At 71.8% G+C, this 16,511-nt stretch carries 14 protein-coding genes; 12 read left to right on the top strand and 2 right to left on the bottom strand.

Annotation, left to right across the window (positions count from 1 at the left end; translation table 11 throughout):
• Nucleotides 1-145 precede the first annotated feature (145 nt).
• The 12 genes from BX283_RS25000 (at nt 146) to BX283_RS25055 (ending at nt 13,774) form a co-directional block, all read left to right on the top strand.
• Nucleotides 146-1,468: a DUF6716 putative glycosyltransferase gene (locus BX283_RS25000; RefSeq protein ID WP_257583782.1), complete on the top strand. Its 1,323-nt coding sequence runs from the start codon at nt 146-148 to the stop codon at nt 1,466-1,468.
• The gene (locus BX283_RS25005; RefSeq protein WP_101389729.1) at nt 1,468-2,694 is read left to right on the top strand and encodes an acylneuraminate cytidylyltransferase; all 1,227 of its coding nucleotides are present in this window, start codon (nt 1,468-1,470) and stop codon (nt 2,692-2,694) included. Before BX283_RS25000 ends, BX283_RS25005 begins: the two co-directional genes overlap by 1 nt.
• A gap of 12 nt (nt 2,695-2,706) precedes the next feature.
• Complete coding sequence (locus tag BX283_RS25010; RefSeq protein WP_101389730.1) at nt 2,707-3,639, top strand: N-acetylneuraminate synthase family protein; 933 nt, start codon at nt 2,707-2,709, stop codon at nt 3,637-3,639.
• 108 nt (nt 3,640-3,747) lie between these two features.
• Nucleotides 3,748-4,755 carry a hypothetical protein gene (locus BX283_RS25015; RefSeq protein ID WP_373979622.1) on the top strand — a complete coding sequence of 336 codons (1,008 nt, stop codon included), beginning with the start codon at nt 3,748-3,750 and terminating at the stop codon, nt 4,753-4,755.
• Nucleotides 4,756-5,015: 260 nt separating this feature from the next.
• Nucleotides 5,016-6,248 carry an amidohydrolase gene (locus BX283_RS25020; RefSeq protein ID WP_101389732.1) on the top strand — a complete coding sequence of 411 codons (1,233 nt, stop codon included), beginning with the start codon at nt 5,016-5,018 and terminating at the stop codon, nt 6,246-6,248.
• Between the two features lie 140 nt (nt 6,249-6,388).
• Nucleotides 6,389-7,453, top strand: a complete 1,065-nt coding sequence (locus BX283_RS25025) for a BMP family protein (RefSeq protein WP_101389733.1) — start codon at nt 6,389-6,391, stop codon at nt 7,451-7,453.
• 232 nt (nt 7,454-7,685) lie between these two features.
• Complete coding sequence (locus BX283_RS25030) at nt 7,686-9,221, top strand: ABC transporter ATP-binding protein (RefSeq protein ID WP_101389734.1); 1,536 nt, start codon at nt 7,686-7,688, stop codon at nt 9,219-9,221.
• Nucleotides 9,218-10,339 (top strand): ABC transporter permease, encoded by a 1,122-nt coding sequence (locus BX283_RS25035; protein WP_101389735.1) that lies wholly within the window; start codon nt 9,218-9,220, stop codon nt 10,337-10,339. Before BX283_RS25030 ends, BX283_RS25035 begins: the two co-directional genes overlap by 4 nt.
• A complete protein-coding gene (locus tag BX283_RS41690) occupies nt 10,336-11,622 on the top strand; it encodes an ABC transporter permease (protein WP_101389736.1) in 1,287 nt (428 codons plus the stop codon). Before BX283_RS25035 ends, BX283_RS41690 begins: the two co-directional genes overlap by 4 nt.
• Nucleotides 11,619-12,038, top strand: a complete 420-nt coding sequence (locus tag BX283_RS25045; RefSeq protein ID WP_101389737.1) for a cytidine deaminase — start codon at nt 11,619-11,621, stop codon at nt 12,036-12,038. The genes BX283_RS41690 and BX283_RS25045 overlap by 4 nt, the downstream gene beginning before the upstream one ends.
• Nucleotides 12,039-12,154: 116 nt before the next feature.
• Entirely contained in the window at nt 12,155-13,432 is a 1,278-nt protein-coding gene (locus BX283_RS25050) for a thymidine phosphorylase (RefSeq protein WP_101389738.1), read from the top strand.
• Between the two features lie 69 nt (nt 13,433-13,501).
• Nucleotides 13,502-13,774, top strand: coding sequence for an STAS domain-containing protein (locus BX283_RS25055; RefSeq protein ID WP_257583788.1), 273 nt, complete (start codon nt 13,502-13,504; stop codon nt 13,772-13,774).
• Between the two features lie 337 nt (nt 13,775-14,111).
• Here the strand turns inward: BX283_RS25055 and BX283_RS25060 are convergent, their stop codons facing one another.
• Nucleotides 14,112-15,119: a sigma-70 family RNA polymerase sigma factor gene (locus tag BX283_RS25060; protein ID WP_101392563.1), complete on the bottom strand. Its 1,008-nt coding sequence runs from the start codon at nt 15,117-15,119 to the stop codon at nt 14,112-14,114.
• 83 nt (nt 15,120-15,202) lie between these two features.
• Nucleotides 15,203-16,492: an MFS transporter gene (locus BX283_RS25065; RefSeq protein ID WP_101389740.1), complete on the bottom strand. Its 1,290-nt coding sequence runs from the start codon at nt 16,490-16,492 to the stop codon at nt 15,203-15,205.
• Nucleotides 16,493-16,511: the final 19 nt, after the last annotated feature.

Here is a 16,511-nt window from a genome sequence, read left to right on the forward strand (position 1 = left end):
GCGAGGGATGTTGGGTGAACACTGGGCGACCGGGTTGTTAACCGGTTCGCTTTGCGGGCTCTTTCTTCATTCGTAGACGCGCTGTTAACCATCTGTTGCGGTCCAGTTGGGCCGCCAAACGGAATGGATTCCTAGCTTCTTCGACGTGCCATCACGTACGAACCCCAACGACACTCCGCCGCGGATCGCCGTTCTCGCCGATTCCGACACCCGGTGGAAATGGGGTGCCCTCACCGCCCGCCGGATCGCCGAGCGCCCGCCCGAGCTCAGCGGCTTCCTGCTGCGCGGCCGGGCCACCCCCACCCCGCGCCAGCTCGCCGAGGTCGGCGTCGACGCCGACGCCCTGCGCGAGGTGACGATGGCCGCGTTCCTGACGGCGGTCGAGCGCGAGCCGTACGACGTGGTGGTCCTCGCGCTGGTCGGCGGCGCGGCGCAGGCGGCCCTGCACGGCCTCGCCCGGCTGTGGCCGGCCGGCACCCGCAGGCCCGTCCTGGTCACCGGCTATGTCGGCGTCGTCTACGAGAAGCTCGCCGACGGCCTGCTGCTGCGCCACGGCGCCGACGTGGTCCTCGCCAACTCCCGGCACGACGCCGAGCGGTTCCGCGCGGTGTACGAGGGCGTGGGCGCCGACGCCTCGGCGGTGACCGAGGCCGCCCTGCCCTTCCTCGGCGGCGCGCCCTACACGCCCGAGCCGGGCCGCGACACCGTCGTCTTCGCCGCCCAGCCCTCTGTGCCCGAGAGCCGTGCCGACCGGCTCTACCTGCTGCGGCGCCTGATCGCCCACGCCCGCCGCCACCCCGAGCGCGAGGTGCTGCTCAAGCTGCGCTCCAAGCCCGGCGAGCACACGACGCACATCGAGGAGCAGCCGTACCAGAAGCTGGCCCGCTCCCTGGAGCTGCCGCCCAACTTCCGTCTGGTGTACGGGAACATGGGCGAGGTCCTGGACCGCACCGACCTGCTGGTCACGGTCTCCTCGACGGCCGCCCTGGAATCCCTGCACCGCTCGGTGCCCACCGCCGTCCTGACCGACCTGGGCGTGCGCGAGACCCTCGGCAACCACCACTTCGTCGGGTCGGGCTGCCTCGCCTCCTGGGACCAGCTGGACGAGGGCCACCGCCCGGCCCCCGACGCCGGCTGGCTCGCCGCCCAGGGGGTCGCCCCCGGCGACGCCTACGCCACCGCCTTCGACGCGGCCCGCGCCCGTATCGCGGAGCTCCTGGCCCGCCCCGGACTGCCGCCCGTGCGCCCCTACTACACGCCCGCCACCGCGCCCGGCTATCTGCCCGGCATCCTCGCCCGCCACCACCTCGCCCCCGACGGCACCCCGCTGCCGGGCGCCGCACCCGAGGCGGAGGCCACCGGCGTACGCCGTCTGGTGCGCGACGCCGTACGGGACGCGGCCCGCGGGGCCTACCGCCACGGCGTGCAGCGCGTGGCCCCGGTCATCCGCCGGATGGGAGAACTCTGATGAACGACCGGCCGTCCACGAACGCCCGGCCCAAGGTCCTGGCCGTCATCCCGGCCCGGGGCGGCTCCAAGGGGGTCCCGGGCAAGAACCTCGCCGCCGTCGGCGGCGTCCCGCTGGTCGTCCGGGCGGTGCGGGCCTGCCTCGCCGCGCGCCATGTCACCGACGTCGCCGTCTCCACGGACGACCCGGCGATCGCGGCCGCGGCCGCCGCGGCCGGGGCGCACGTCGTGGTGCGGCCCGCCGCGATCGCGGGGGACACCGCGACCAGCGAGGCGGCCGTGCTGCACGCCCTCGAAGGGCACGCGGACACCGACGTCGTCCTGCTGGTGCAGTGCACCAGCCCCTTCCTGACCCACGAGGACGTGGACTCGGTCGCCGCGGCCGTCGTCGTGGACGGCGCCGACACCGCCGTCACCGTCGCCCCCTTCCACGGCTTCGTCTGGCGCGAGTCCGCCCAGGACGGCGGCGAGGGCATGGGCCACGACAAGGCGTTCCGCCCGCGCCGCCAGGACCGCCCCCAGGACTTCCTGGAGACCGGCGCCGCCTACGCCATGGACGCCGAGGGCTTCCGCACCCACCGGCACCGCTTCTTCGGGCACACCGCGCTCGTACGGACGGACCCCGCGCGGGTCCTGGAGATCGACGACCCGCACGACCTGGCCCGCGCCCGGGCGCTCGCACCGCTGCTCGACCCGGCCCGCACCCCCGGCCACGCCGACGTCGACGCGGTCGTCCTCGACTTCGACGGCACCCAGACCGACGACCGGGTGCTCATCGACTCCGAGGGCCGCGAACTCGTCGCCGTGCACCGGGGCGACGGGCTCGGCGTCGCGGCCCTGCGCCGCGCGGGACTGAAGCTGCTGATCCTCTCCACCGAGCAGAACCCGGTGGTCGCCGCCCGCGCCCGCAAGCTCCAGATCCCCGTACTGCACGGCGTCGACCGCAAGGACCTCGCCCTCAAGCAGTGGTGCGAGGAGCAGGCGGTCGACCCGGCGCGGGTGCTCTACGCGGGCAACGACGTCAACGACCTGCCCTGCTTCTCCCTCGTCGGCTGGCCGGTCGCGGTCGCCGACGCCCATGACTCCGTGCGCGCCGCCGCGCGCGCGGTCACCGCCACCCCCGGCGGTGAGGGCGCGATCCGCGAGATCGCCGCCTGGCTCCTCGGACCCGAGCTCCACCACACCCCTTCGCTGAATCCCACGCTCCACAACTCCCCCGCCCAGTAAGGACACCCCCTCATGAGCAACCGTCTGCGCACCTTCGGCAGCCGTACCGCCGGACCGGGTCAGCCGGTGTACGTCACCGGTGAGATCGGCATCAACCACAACGGTGACCTGGGCAACGCCCTCGCCCTGATCGACGCCGCCGCCGACGCGGGCTGCGACGCCGTCAAGTTCCAGAAGCGCACCCCGGAGATCTGCACCCCGCGCGACCAGTGGGACATCGAGCGCGACACCCCGTGGGGCCGGATGACGTACATCGACTACCGCCACCGGGTGGAGTTCGGCGAGTCGGAGTACCGCACCATCGACGAGCACTGCAAGAAGCGCGGGATCGACTGGTTCGCCTCCCCGTGGGACACCGAGGCCGTCGCCTTCCTGGAGAAGTTCGACCTGCCGGCGCACAAGGTCGCCTCCGCCTCGCTCACCGACGACGAACTGCTGCGCGCCCTGCGCGCCACCGGCCGCACGGTGATCCTCTCCACCGGCATGTCCACCCCGAAGCAGATCCGGCACGCCGTCGAGGTGCTCGGCAGCGACAACATCCTGCTCTGCCACGCCACCTCCACGTACCCGGCGAAGGCAGAGGAGCTCAACCTGCGGGTCATCAACAGCCTGATGGCCGAGTACCCCAACGTCCCGATCGGCTACAGCGGCCACGAGACGGGCCTGCAGACCACGCTGGCCGCCGTCGCCCTCGGCGCCGCGTTCGTCGAGCGCCACATCACCCTGGACCGCGCGATGTGGGGCTCCGACCAGGCCGCCTCCGTCGAGCCGGGCGGTCTGCAGCGCCTGGTCCGCGACATCCGCACCATCGAGGCCGCGCTCGGCGACGGCGTCAAGAAGGTGTACGAGTCGGAGCTCGCCCCGATGAAGAAGCTGCGCCGGGTCACCGGTGTCGTCGCCGAGGCCGAGGCGGCCGACGCCGACCGCGCGCCGGTCTCGGTCTGAGCCGGGCCGGCCGCCGTGCCTCGGGACACCTCCGCCACGATCGCCTTCGTGGAGAGCCCGGTCCAGCTGCTCAACGTGCTGGAGTGGGCCCATTCCACACGCCCGCTGCTGAACGGCGTGCCGGCCCAGCGGTCCGGGCCCCAGGACGCGGCGGCCGCCCACGACGACCTCACCGTCGTCGTCCTCTCACCCACCGACCCGATGTCGCGGGGTCAGCTGCGCCGGATGGCGGAGCTGGCCCGCGAGGAGGGCATGCGGGTGCGCTGGGAGGAGGCGCGCGGCGGGCCCACCGCGCCGCTGCGCACCATCGGCGGGCTGACCTCGCTGCTGCGCCGCGCCGACCGGATCGTCATCGGCGACCCGTTCTCGCGCTATGTCCAGCTGCTGCTGACCGTGGCCCGCGCCCGTGAGCTGGTCGTCGTCGACGACGGTACGGCCACCATGGAGTTCGTCGCCCAACTGGGCAGCGGCGAGCGGCTGGTGCGCTGGCACCGGCGCGGCAGCCGGGCGGGGGCGCGCGACGTGCTCTTCGCCCCCTTCGCCGCCTCCGCCCGCCGTCGGCTCACGCCCTCGCGCGGGCGTACGGTGGAGGTGTTCAGTGCCATGCCCGTGCAGGCACCGGAGGCGGTCACGGTCACCCCGAACACCTTCGGCTGGACCCGGGCCAGATTCGGCCCGCCGCGTATCACCAAGGGCGCGGACATGGTGGGCACCTCGCTGGTGGAGACGGGCGTGGTCGACCCGGACCGCTATCTGGAGGCGGTCGCGGCGCTGGCCCGCACCCACGGCGTGACCCGGTACTTCGCCCACCGCCGCGAGTCCCCCGAGAAGCTGCGCACCCTGCATCTGCGGACCGGGCTGGAGATCGTCCGGCCGGACCTGCCGCTCGAACTCATCGCCCGCCGCGGGCCCGTCGGGCGGACGATCCTCAGTTTTCCCTCCACGGTCGTGCACACCCTGCCGCCCGCCCTGGCGGGCACCGACGTGCGCCTGCTGGTCTGCGACATCGACCCCCGCTGGCTCACCGACAAGGCGTCCCCGCGCGCCCAGGGCTTCCTCGCGGACGTCACCGGCTCGGCCCGGGACGCCCACGGGCTCCGCATGGTCGCCGCGTGAGCGGGCGCCCGGGCCGGGGCGCCGCCGGGGCCTCGGCGGGCCGTCCGCGCGTCCCGGACTGAGACGGCGCTGAGAGCGCGCTGAGAGAGCACTGCGAAACCTCTGCGACACGCCTGAGAAACGAGCGGCGAGTTTACCCAGCCCCCACGGCCGACAACCGTCGGGCGGGCAGATTTCTTTCCCCTATCGGGCTGAACTTTTGTTGATCGACGGTTAGTTGGCCCTTGAAGGGGCCTACTCTTCAACAGGTGAACCAGTTGATGTCGCGCGCCTCCGACGAACCCGAAGCCGATCTGCCCGGGGAAGCCCCGCTGCCCGGGTTGCTCCCCGAGCCCCTGGGCGCCGAACTCATCGCCTTCCGCCGGGACTTGCACATGCACCCCGAGCTGGGAAACCAGGAGTTCCGCACCACCGCGGCGATCAGGAAGCGGCTGGAGGCGGCCGGGCTCAAGCCCCGGGTCCTCGACAGCGGGACCGGACTCCTGTGCGATGTCGGCACCTGGAAGGGGGGACGGCCCATGCTGGCGATCAGGGCGGACATCGACGCCCTGCCGATCCCGGACGCCAAAGTCAACACTCCGTACCGCTCGACCGTCCCCGATCGGGCGCATGCCTGCGGCCACGACATCCACACCACCACCGTGCTCGGCACCGGTCTGGTCCTGGCCGAGCTCGACCGGCAGGGCCTGCTGCCGCACCCGGTCCGGCTGGTCTTCCAGCCCGCCGAGGAGGTGCTGCCCGGCGGCGCCACCGACGCGATCCGCTCCGGCGCGCTGGACGGCGTGGGCAGGATCATCGCGGTGCACTGCGACCCGCGCGTCGACGCGGGCCGGATCGGGCTGCGGGCCGGGCCGATCACCTCGGCCTGCGACCGGCTGGAGATCACCCTGGACGGGCCCGGCGGCCACACCGCCCGCCCGCACCTGACCACCGACATGGTCACCGCGGCCGCCCGGGTGGCCGTCGACGTGCCCGCGCTGCTCGCCCGCCGGATCGACGCCCGCGCCGGGCTCGCCGTCACCTGGGGCCGCATCGACGCCGGGCACGCCTGCAACGTCATCCCGATGCGCGCGGAGCTGGCCGGAACCGTGCGCTGCCTGGACCTGGACGCCTGGCGCGACGCGCCCGGCAAGGTGCACGCCGCGATCGACGAGGTGGCCACTCTGCACGGCGCGAAGTCCGAGATCAACTACGTCCGCGGCGTGCCGCCGGTCGTCAACGATCCGGCGGTGGCCGAACTCCTGCGCGAGGCTCAGACGGCGCGCCGAGGGGCCCTCGCGATCGAGGACACCGAGCAGAGTCTGGGTGGCGAGGACTTTTCCTGGTACCTGGAGCACGTGCCCGGCGCGATGGCCCGCCTCGGCGTGCGCACTCCGGGGTCCGACGCCCGTCTTGACCTGCATCGAGGTGATTTCGACGCCGATGAGGCGGCCATCAAGGTCGGTGTGGAGCTCTTCACTGCCGCAGCGCTGCTGGAAGGACACCGTTCGTAACCGGACACTTCATCGTCTGTTCGCGGCGATTCGATAACGGCTTCCGAACAGGTCTTTACGCGACATCTACGCGCGTTACGATCCGACGCGAAACCAGCGCCGGTAGGGGCGCTCTCGGTTCGTTTTGAAGGGACCTCCTCGTGCGCCGGGTATCCAAGATCGCTGCGGCCGGTATCGCCACCGCCGCGCTCGCGCTTTCCGCCACCGCGTGTGGCAGCACTTCCTCCGAGAAGGACAAGGACACCTCCGCGTCGTCCAGCGCGGGCGGCAAGGGCGTCAAGGTCGGTGTCGCGTACGACGTCGGCGGCCGTGGCGACCACTCGTTCAACGACTCCGCCGCGCGCGGCATCGACAAGGCCAAGGCGGAGTTCGGCGGTGAGATCAAGGAACTGACGGCCAAGACGACCGACACCGAGGCCGACCGCGTCGAGCGCCTCACCCAGCTCGCCCAGGCGGGCTACAACCCGGTCATCGGCATCGGCTACGCCTACGCGAACTCGATGAAGCAGGTCGCCGCCAAGTTCCCGAAGACCAGCTTCGGCATCGTCGACTCGGTCGTCGAGGGCGCCAACAACGTCGACAACATCGTCTTCACCGAGGAGCAGGGCTCCTACCTGGCCGGTGTCGCCGCCGCCCTGAAGACGAAGACCGACCACGTCGGCTTCATCGGCGGTGTGGACGTTCCGCTCATCAAGAAGTTCGAGGCGGGCTTCGTCCAGGGCGTCAAGGACACCAAGCCGGGCGTCAAGGTCGACCCGCAGTACCTGTCGCACGGCTCGGACACCTCCGGCTTCGCCAGCCCCGACAAGGGCAAGGCCGCCGCGCAGGGCATGCTCGACAACGGCGCCGACGTCATCTACACGGCCGCCGGCTCCTCCGGCAACGGCGCCATCGAGGCCGTCGCGGGCAAGAAGGGCGCCTGGGCGATCGGTGTCGACTCCGACCAGTACAACCAGGCCTCGCTGGCCAAGTACAAGTCCTCGATCCTGACCTCGGTCGTCAAGAACGTCGACATCGGCGTCTACGACCTGGTCAAGTCGGTCAAGGACGGCAAGCCGCTGACCGGCACCAACAGCTACCCGCTGGCCAAGGACGGCGTGTCCCTCGCCACCAGCGGCGGCTTCATCGACGACATCAAGGCCAAGCTCGACGAGGCCAAGAAGAAGATCGTCGACGGCCAGATCAAGGTCAAGACGACCCCGTGATCCGGGCCGTGACCCGGCCCCCTCGCGGGGGCCGGACCACGTCACGGCACTGAAGCAGTGACGGGCTCGGCGGGGAGGGAGAGCCCCCTCCCCGCCGAGCCCATAACGATGTGTCAACTCTACGCGCGTAGGCGGGAGTTGGCGCGCTAGCGTCACCACGCCCTCTGCCCCCACCCCCCTCCTTCTCGTAGGAGAGTGCGCCATCAACGCGTCCAGCCCTCCCGCCGTCGAACTGCGCGGCATCACCAAACGATTCCCCGGCGTCGTCGCCAACAAGGACATCGACATCACCGTCAAGAAGGGCACCGTCCATGCCCTCTGCGGTGAGAACGGTGCCGGCAAGTCGACCCTGATGAAGATCCTCTACGGCATGCAGAAGCCGGACGAGGGAACCATCACCGTCGACGGCGAGCAGGTGGTCTTCCACAGCCCCGCCGACGCCATCGCCCGCGGGATCGGCATGGTGCACCAGCACTTCATGCTCGCTGACAACCTCACCGTCCTGGAGAACGTGGTCCTCGGCGGCGAGAAGCTGTACGGCATCGGTGCCAAGGCCCGTAAGAAGATCAAGGAGATCTCGGACGCGTACGGCCTGGGCGTCCGTCCCGACGTCATGGTCGAGGACCTCGGCGTCGCCGACCGCCAGCGCGTGGAGATCCTCAAGGTCCTCTACCGCGGCGCCCGCACGCTCATCCTCGACGAGCCGACGGCCGTCCTGGTCCCGCAGGAGGTCGAGGCGCTCTTCGACAACCTGCGCGAGCTCAAGGCCGAGGGCCTGACCGTCATCTTCATCTCCCACAAGCTGGGCGAGGTGCTCTCGGTCGCCGACGACATCACCGTCATCCGGCGCGGCACCACGGTCGGCACCGCCGACCCGAAGAACACCACCACCAAGCAGCTCGCCGAGCTGATGGTCGGCAGCGAGCTCCCGTCCCCGGAGACCCGCGAGTCGACCGTCACCGACGTGCCGATGCTGAAGGTGGACGAGCTGAAGCTGGCCGCCACCGACCCCGACGGCGTGGTGCGCGAGGTGCTCTCCGGAGTGTCCTTCACCATCCACAAGGGCGAGGTGCTGGGCATCGCCGGTGTCGAGGGCAACGGCCAGGCCGAGCTCGTCGAGGCCATCATGGGCATGCGCGACCCGGACGGCGGTGTCATCACCCTCGACGCCACCGACATCTCCCACGCGCCCACCCGCAAGCGCCGCGAGGGCGGCATCGGGTACATCCCCGAGGACCGCCACCGCCACGGCCTGCTGCTTGAGGCCCCCCTCTGGGAGAACCGCGTCCTCGGCCACGTCACCGAGCGCCCGAACTCCAAGGGAGGGCTGCTCGACAACAAGGCCGCGCGCGCGGACACCGAGCGCATCGTGCGCGAGTACGACGTGCGCACCCCGGGCATCGAGGTCACCGCGGCCTCGCTCTCCGGCGGCAACCAGCAGAAGCTGATCGTCGGCCGCGAGATGAGCCACAACCCCAAGCTCCTGATCGCCGCGCACCCCACCCGGGGCGTGGACGTGGGCGCACAGGCGCAGATCTGGGACCAGATCCGCACGGCCCGCCGCGAGGGCCTCGCGGTACTGCTGATCTCCGCCGACCTGGACGAGCTGATCGGCCTGTCCGACACCCTGCGGGTGATGTACCGCGGCCGCCTGGTCGCCGACGCCGACCCCGCCACGATCACCCCTGAGGAGCTGGGCTCCGCCATGACCGGCGCCGCCGCCGGCCATCTGGAGCACCACGACAGCACCGGGGGAGAGGACCGATGAAAAAGTTCACCCAGCGCATCGACAAGGAGAAGCTGCTCCTCGCGATCGCGGCCCCCGTGCTCGCGGTGGTGGCGGCGCTCGTCGTCACCGCCCTGGTCATCCTGGCCACCGGCAAGAACCCGATGCCCGCCTTCGACGACATGCTGTCGTACGGCTCCGCCAGCGACAGCCAGGTCTACATCCTCAACAAGGCGACGACGTACTACCTCGCGGGCATCGCGGTGGCCATCGGCTTCCGGATGAACCTCTTCAACATCGGTGTGGACGGCCAGTACCGCATCGCGGCCTTCCTCGCCGCCGTCATCGGCGGCGCGGTCTCGCTGCCGGGCATCGTCGCCATCCCGCTGATGATCCTCGCGGCGATGGTGACGGGCGCCCTGTGGGCGGCCATCGCGGGCGTACTCAAGGTCACCCGGGGCGTCAGCGAGGTCATCTCGACCATCATGCTGAACGCCATCGCGACCGCGATCATCGCCTATCTGCTCCAGCCCGAGCGGCTCGGCCAGCTCGACCAGGCGGGCACGCTCGTCTCCACCAAGCCGCTGCCGCACAGCTCCTGGTTCTTCCACATCGACAACGGTGACGCCGGTCAGATCTGGGGCTTCGTCGTCATCGCGGTGCTCGTCGGCCTGGCCTACTGGTTCGTGCTCGGCCGCACCCGCTTCGGCTTCGACCTGCGGGCCGTCGGCCAGTCCGAGTCCGCGGCCGCGGCCAGCGGTGCCAACGTCAAGAAGATGATCATCACCAGCATGATCATCTCGGGTGCGGTGGCCGGTCTGGTCGGTCTGCCGACGCTGCTCAACGACAGCCACCAGTTCGACAACAGCTTCCCGCTCGGCCTCGGCTTCACCGGTATCGCCGTCGCGCTGCTCGGCCGCAACAACCCGGTGGGCGTCGCGCTCGCCGCGCTGGTCTGGGGCTACCTGGAGCGCACCACCGGCCACTTCGAAGTGATCGGCTACGACAAGGAGATCCTCGGCGTGATCCAGGGCGTCATCGTCCTGTGCGTCGTGATCGCGTACGAGGTAGTCCGCCGCTACGGCCTCAAGCGCCAGCAGCAGCGCGTCGGCGCCGAGCTCGCGGCCCAGGCCGCCAAGAAGCAGGAGGTGACGGCATGAGCGTCACGACGACCCCCGCCAAGACCCCGCCGCCCCCGGCCGGGCTCAAGGGCAACGCCAAGCGCAAGTTCTCCCTGGCGCAGATCCTGCTGATCATCGCGGGCGCGCTGATCCTGGTCTCCGCCGTGCGCGTCATCACCGGCGCCGACCAGCTGACCTCCACCGGCCAGATCAGCGCGGCCCTCGGCCTCGCGGTGCCGATCGGCCTCGCGGGCCTCGCGGGCCTGTGGTCCGAGCGGGCCGGCGTGGTCAACATCGGCCTCGAAGGCATGATGATCCTCGGCACGTTCGGCGCCGGCTGGGTCGGCTGGCAGTCCAGCCCCTGGCTCGGCCTGCTCGCCGGCATCGGCTTCGGCGTGCTGGGCGGCCTCGTCCACGCGGTCGCCACCATCACCTTCGGCGTCGACCACATCGTCTCCGGTGTGGCCGTCAACCTGCTCGCGCTCGGTGCCACGCAGTACATGGCGAAGCTCTTCTTCAACGAGGGCGACGCGGCGGCCAAGGGCGGCAACCCCAAGCAGTCGCCGCCCGCCGAGTCGCTGCCCGACTTCACGGTCCCGGGCCTGTCCTCCGGCCTGGAGTCGATCCAGAAGCACCACTGGTTCCTGATCTCCGACCTCGCCGGGATCCTCGGCGGTGTGGTCACCAACGTCTCCTGGGTCACCGTCATCGCCGTGCTCCTCTTCGTGGGCACCTGGTGGGTGCTGTGGAAGACCGCGTTCGGCCTGCGGCTGCGCTCCTGCGGCGAGAACCCGATCGCCGCCGAGTCCCTCGGCGTCAACGTGTACTCGTACAAGTACGCGGCGGTCGCCGTCTCCGGCGGTCTCGCCGGTCTCGGTGGCGCGTTCCTCGCGCTGGTCACCTCGCACATCTACCTGGAGGGCCAGACCGGCGGCCGCGGCTACATCGGTCTCGCCGCGATGATCTTCGGTAACTGGCGGCCGGGCGGACTCGCCATGGGCGCCGGCCTGTTCGGCTTCTCCGACGCGCTCCAGCTGCGCAACGGCGGCACCACCGTCCACGCCCTGCTGCTCCTGCTCGTGATCCTCCTCGTCGCCCTGGCGGCCTGGAAGGCGTACAAGAAGGCGATGCTCCAGGCGGCGATCAGCGCGGTCATGGCCGCCGCGATCCTGGTCTGGTACCTGGCCACCGACGACGTCCCGAGCGACTTCGTCGGCGCCACGCCGTACGTGGTCACGCTGCTCGTGCTGTCGCTCTCCGCGCAGCGCCTGCGGATGCCCAAGGCGGACGGCATGCGCTACCGCAAGGGCCAGGGCAAGTGACGCCGGACGCCCCCGGCACCGCCGTCGACTGGGAGGCCCTGCGCGAGGCGGCCCGGGACGCCATGTCCCGGGCGTACGCCCCGTACTCGGGCTACCCGGTCGGCGCGGCGGCGCTCGTCGACGACGGGCGCACGGTCACCGGCTGCAACGTCGAGAACGCCAGCTACGGCCTGGCGCTCTGCGCCGAGTGCGGGCTCGTCTCGGCGCTGCGGCTCGGCGGCGGCGGGCGCCTCACGCACTTCGTGTGCGTCGACGGCCACGGCGCCGTGCTCGTGCCCTGCGGCCGCTGCCGCCAGCTGCTCTTCGAGCACGGCGGACCGGAGCTGCTCGTGGAGACCCCGGAGGGGATCCTGCCGCTCTCCGCGATGCTGCCGCAGGCCTTCGGGCCGGACCACCTCAAGCAGCCGCTCAAGTAACCACCGCGGCCCCTCCGTTGCTGATCAGCAGGGAGGGGCCGCACCCTTCAGACCTCTCTATGCGCGTAGAGTCGCGTATACCGTACGGACGAACCGCACTTGCCGGAAGGAATGCCATGGACGTCATCTCCGTCATCCGCACCAAGCGAGACCGGGGCGAGCTGAGCCCGGAGCAGATCGACTGGGTCATCGACGCCTACACCCGTGGTGTGGTCGCCGACGAGCAGATGTCGGCCCTCGCCATGGCGATCCTGCTCAACGGCATGAACCGTACGGAGATCGCCCGCTGGACCGCCGCGATGATCGCGTCCGGCGAGCGCATGAACTTCGACGCGCTCTCGCGCCCCACCGCCGACAAGCACTCCACCGGCGGCGTCGGCGACAAGATCACGCTGCCGCTCGCCCCGCTGGTCGCCGCGTGCGGCGCGGCCGTGCCGCAGCTGTCCGGCCGGGGCCTGGGCCACACCGGCGGCACCCTGGACAAGCTGGAGTCCATCCCCGGCTGGCGCGCGCTGCTCTCCAACGAGGAGATGCTGAACGTCCTGGACACCACCGGCGCGGTCATCTGCGCGGCGGGCGACGGCCTGGCCCCCGCCGACAAGAAGCTGTACGCGCTGCGCGATGTCACCGGCACCGTCGAGGCCATCCCGCTGATCGCCTCCTCGATCATGTCGAAGAAGATCGCCGAGGGCACCGGCTCGCTGGTCCTCGACGTCAAGGTCGGCACCGGCGCCTTCATGAAGACCATCGAGGACGCCCGCGAGCTCGCCTCCACCATGGTCGCGTTGGGCACCGACAGCGGTGTGAAGACGGTGGCCCTGCTCACCGACATGTCCACCCCGCTCGGCCTCACCGCGGGCAACGCCCTGGAAGTGCGCGAGTCCGTCGAGGTCCTCGCGGGCGGCGGCCCCCAGGACGTCGTCGACCTCACCCTGGCGCTCGCCCGCGAGATGCTGGACGCGGCCGGGATCAAGGACGCCGACCCCGAGAAGGCGCTCGCCGACGGCTCGGCCATGGACGTCTGGCGCCGGATGATCGCGGCCCAGGGCGGCGACCCGGACGCGACCCTGCCGGTCGCCCGCGAGCAGCACGTCGTCACCGCCCCGCGGTCGGGCGTGCTGACCCGCCTCGACGCGTACGACATCGGCGTCGCCGCCTGGCGCCTGGGCGCCGGCCGGGCCCGCAAGGAGGACCCGGTGCAGGCGGGCGCGGGCGTCGAGCTGCACGCCAAGCCGGGCGACACGGTGACGGCGGGTCAGCCGCTGCTCACCCTGCACACGGACACGCCGGAGAAGTTCGAGTACGCCCTCCAGACGCTGGGCGACTCGTACGACATCGCCCCGGCGGGCACGTCGTTCACCGCGAACCCGATCGTCCTCGACCGGATCGCCTGACGCCTTCGCCCCACCCCGCGGACCCGCTCCCGGCCGATGACTTTCCCGGCCGGGGCGGGTCTGTTCCGTGTGACCCCCACCGAACCGGCCCGCCTCGTCGTCCCCGCCCCCGTCACCCTCGCCGACGTCCCCCCGCTCTGCGAGCGGCTGCGGGCGCTGTACGCGGCCGGGGCGCGGGAGGTGGTGTGCGATGTCGGTGCGCTGGTCCGGGCCGACCTGGCGGCGGTGGAGGCGGTCGCCCGCCTCCGCCTGACCGCGCGTCGCGCCGGGGGGCGCCTCACGATACGGAACGCCGGGCCGGGGTTGGTGGCGTTGCTGCGCCTTGCGGGCCTGGTGGAGTAGTTGCTCGTCTGCGGGCCGCTGGTTGGCTGGTCGCGCAGTTCCCCGCGCCCCTTATAGGACCCGGTGTTTGTCTGCGGGTTGTGTGTGGTTGCTCGCGCAGTTCCCCGCGCCCCCAGGGGGTACGGCCGAGGGCGACGGCGAAGCCGAGCCATCCAGGGGCGCGGGGAACTGCGCGAGAAGCGGCCACGGCCCGCAGACGAACGAGGGTTTCCAGGGGCGCGGGGAACTGCGCGAGCAACCCACGACCACCCGCAGACGAACCCCGGGCATCACCAGGGGCGCGGGGAACTGCGCGACCAGCCCGCCACCGGGCCGCAGACAAAGACCGGCCAAAGCGCTACAGCGCTTCGGGCAAGCCGAACATCGGGAACCAACGCGCCGTGTCCAGGAACGCGTTGAGCCCCACTATCTTGCCGTCGGCGATCTCCACCACCTGGAGCGCCCACGGCTCGTGACGGCCCCCGGGCCCGCTAGGCCGGTACTGGCCGAACGCGGGCGTGCCGTTGGCCACCGTCGGCACCAGGCGCGAGCCCCGGCAGCCCGCCCCCGTCCCCACGTGCCACGCCACGATCTCCTCGGGGCCCCGCAGCCACAGGTCGTACGGCGGCATGGACAGCGTCGCGTCCTCGTGCAGCAGGGACGTCAGGGCCGACATGTCGTACCCCTCGAACGCCGCCACATAGCGGGACAGCAGCTTCTGCTGCTCCTCGTCGAGCGGGTCCGCCGCGTCCGAGGCGCGCGGCTCCGACTCCGCCAGCGTCGAACGCGCCCGCTGGAGCGCGCTGTTGACCGACGCCACCGTCGTGCCGAGCAGCTCGGCCACCTCGCTCGCCTTCCACGCGAGCACCTCGCGCAGGATGAGCACCGCCCGCTGCTTGGGCGGCAGATGCTGGAGGGCCGCGACGAAGGCGAGCCGCACGCTCTCGCGCGCGACCGCCGTCTCGGCCGGGTCGTCCACCGCCGTCGGCAGCACCCGCGCGTCCGGCACCGGCTCCAGCCAGGTCACCTCCGGCCGCGAGCGCAGCACGGCCGAGGACGCCGTCTGCGGGGCCGTGAGGTCCATCGGGCGGGCCCGCTTGCCGCTCGCGGTCAGCATGTCCAGACAGACGTTGGTCGCGATCCGGTACAGCCAGGACCGCAGGGACGAGCGGCCCTCGAACTTCTCGTAGCTCCGCCAGGCCCGGACCAGGGTGTCCTGCACCGCGTCCTCGGCCTCGAAGGCCGAGCCGAGCATCCGGTAGCAGTACCCCGTCAGCTCGACCCGGTGTTTCTCCAGGCGGGAGTCGAGATCCGTCGCCGCCGACGGCTCCGTTGAAAGCTCAGACAGATCAGACCGATCACCCATCGCGTCCACCCCAGATCGCCCATGTGCTCCAGCTCTTCGGAAGCTACAGGAGCCCACTGACAATCGCGCCTCAGGCGGACGTTTTAGCAGGTCGCGTGGGGTGCGGCGAGTCGCGTCGCGGCGAGTCGCCGCTCGGTGCGGGCGGCGTGGCTGCCGTACAGCGTCACCGAGACGACGCCGAGGACGGCGAGCAGGCCGAGCAGTACCGTCGCGGGCCAGCCGCCCGCGTGGAAGGCGATCGCGCCGAGGGTGCCGCCCGCGCTGCTGCCCAGGTAGTACGCGGACTGGTAGAGCGCCGACGCCTGGGCGCGGCCCGTCTTCGCGGTGCGGCTCACCGAGGAGGAGGCGACCGCGTGGCCCGCGAAGAAGCCCGCGGTGATCAGCACCAGGCCCGCGAGCACCGCCGCCAGCGTGTCGAGCAGGCTCAGCACCAGACCGGCGGTCGTGGTCGAGACGGCCAGGTAGAGCGCGCCCCGGCGGCCGAGCCGGGCGACCAGCTGCCCGGCCGCGGCCGAGGAGACCGTACCGACCAGGTAGACCAGGAAGATCGAGCCGACCACGCCCTGCGGGAGGTGGAAGGGCGCGGCGGTGAGCCGGTAGCCGATCACCGTGTAGACGGCGCCGAACACCGTCATGAAGAGCGCGCCGATCGCGTACAGGCGCACAAGCAGCGGGTCCGCGAGGTGGCCGCGCACGGTCGCCGCGAGCGCCCGCGGGTCCAGGGGCGCGGCCTTGAAGTGGCGGGAGCGGGGCAGCAGCAGCCGGAACGCCACCGCGCACCCGGCGGCCAGCAGCCCGACCGCCGCCAGCGCCGCGCGCCAGCCCCACGCCTGGGCCACCCAGCCGGTCAGGATCCGGCCGCTCATGCCGCCGATGGAGTTGCCCGCCACGAACAGGCCGATGGCCGCGACCAGCGCCTTGGGCCGCACCTCCTCCGCGAGATAGGCCATCGCGGAGGCGGGCAGCCCGGCGAGCGCCGCGCCCTGGACCGCCCGCAGCGCCACCAGCCAGCCCACGTTCGGCGCGAACGGGACGAGCAGCCCCACCACGACCGCGACCACCAGGGAGACCGTCATCGTCCGGGACCGCCCGAACCGCTCGGACAGCGCGCTCAGCGGCAGTACGCACAGCGCCAGCGCGCCGGTCGCCGCCGACACGGTCCAGCTCGCCGCCGAGGCCGACACCCCCAAGTCGCCCGAGATCAGCGGGAGAAGGGCCTGGGTGGAGTAGAGGAGGGCGAAGGTCGCGACCCCGGCGGCGAAGAGCGCGAAGCTCATTCGGCGGTAGCCGGGAGCACCCGGGAAGAGCTGGTCGGGGGACGGCGCGGTGGAGGCACCCACGGTGGTGGGTGCCCCGGTACTGGCAGGAGGCATGCGTCGACCGTAGGCCCGG

This window comes from Streptomyces sp. TLI_146, assembly GCF_002846415.1.
Taxonomy (GTDB): domain Bacteria; phylum Actinomycetota; class Actinomycetes; order Streptomycetales; family Streptomycetaceae; genus Streptomyces.

What these genes read in the sequence shown, in the direction of transcription:
- BX283_RS25005 (WP_101389729.1), top strand. Translation starts at nt 1,468, where the DNA reads ATGAACGACCGGCCGTCCACGAACGCCCGGCCCAAGGTCCTGGCCGTC.
- BX283_RS25010 (WP_101389730.1), top strand. Translation starts at nt 2,707, where the DNA reads ATGAGCAACCGTCTGCGCACCTTCGGCAGCCGTACCGCCGGACCGGGT.
- BX283_RS25020 (WP_101389732.1), top strand. Translation starts at nt 5,016, where the DNA reads ATGTCGCGCGCCTCCGACGAACCCGAAGCCGATCTGCCCGGGGAAGCC.
- BX283_RS25035 (WP_101389735.1), top strand. Translation starts at nt 9,218, where the DNA reads ATGAAAAAGTTCACCCAGCGCATCGACAAGGAGAAGCTGCTCCTCGCG.
- BX283_RS41690 (WP_101389736.1), top strand. Translation starts at nt 10,336, where the DNA reads ATGAGCGTCACGACGACCCCCGCCAAGACCCCGCCGCCCCCGGCCGGG.
- BX283_RS25050 (WP_101389738.1), top strand. Translation starts at nt 12,155, where the DNA reads ATGGACGTCATCTCCGTCATCCGCACCAAGCGAGACCGGGGCGAGCTG.
- BX283_RS25060 (WP_101392563.1), bottom strand. Translation starts at nt 15,119, where the DNA reads ATGGGTGATCGGTCTGATCTGTCTGAGCTTTCAACGGAGCCGTCGGCG.
- BX283_RS25065 (WP_101389740.1), bottom strand. Translation starts at nt 16,492, where the DNA reads ATGCCTCCTGCCAGTACCGGGGCACCCACCACCGTGGGTGCCTCCACC.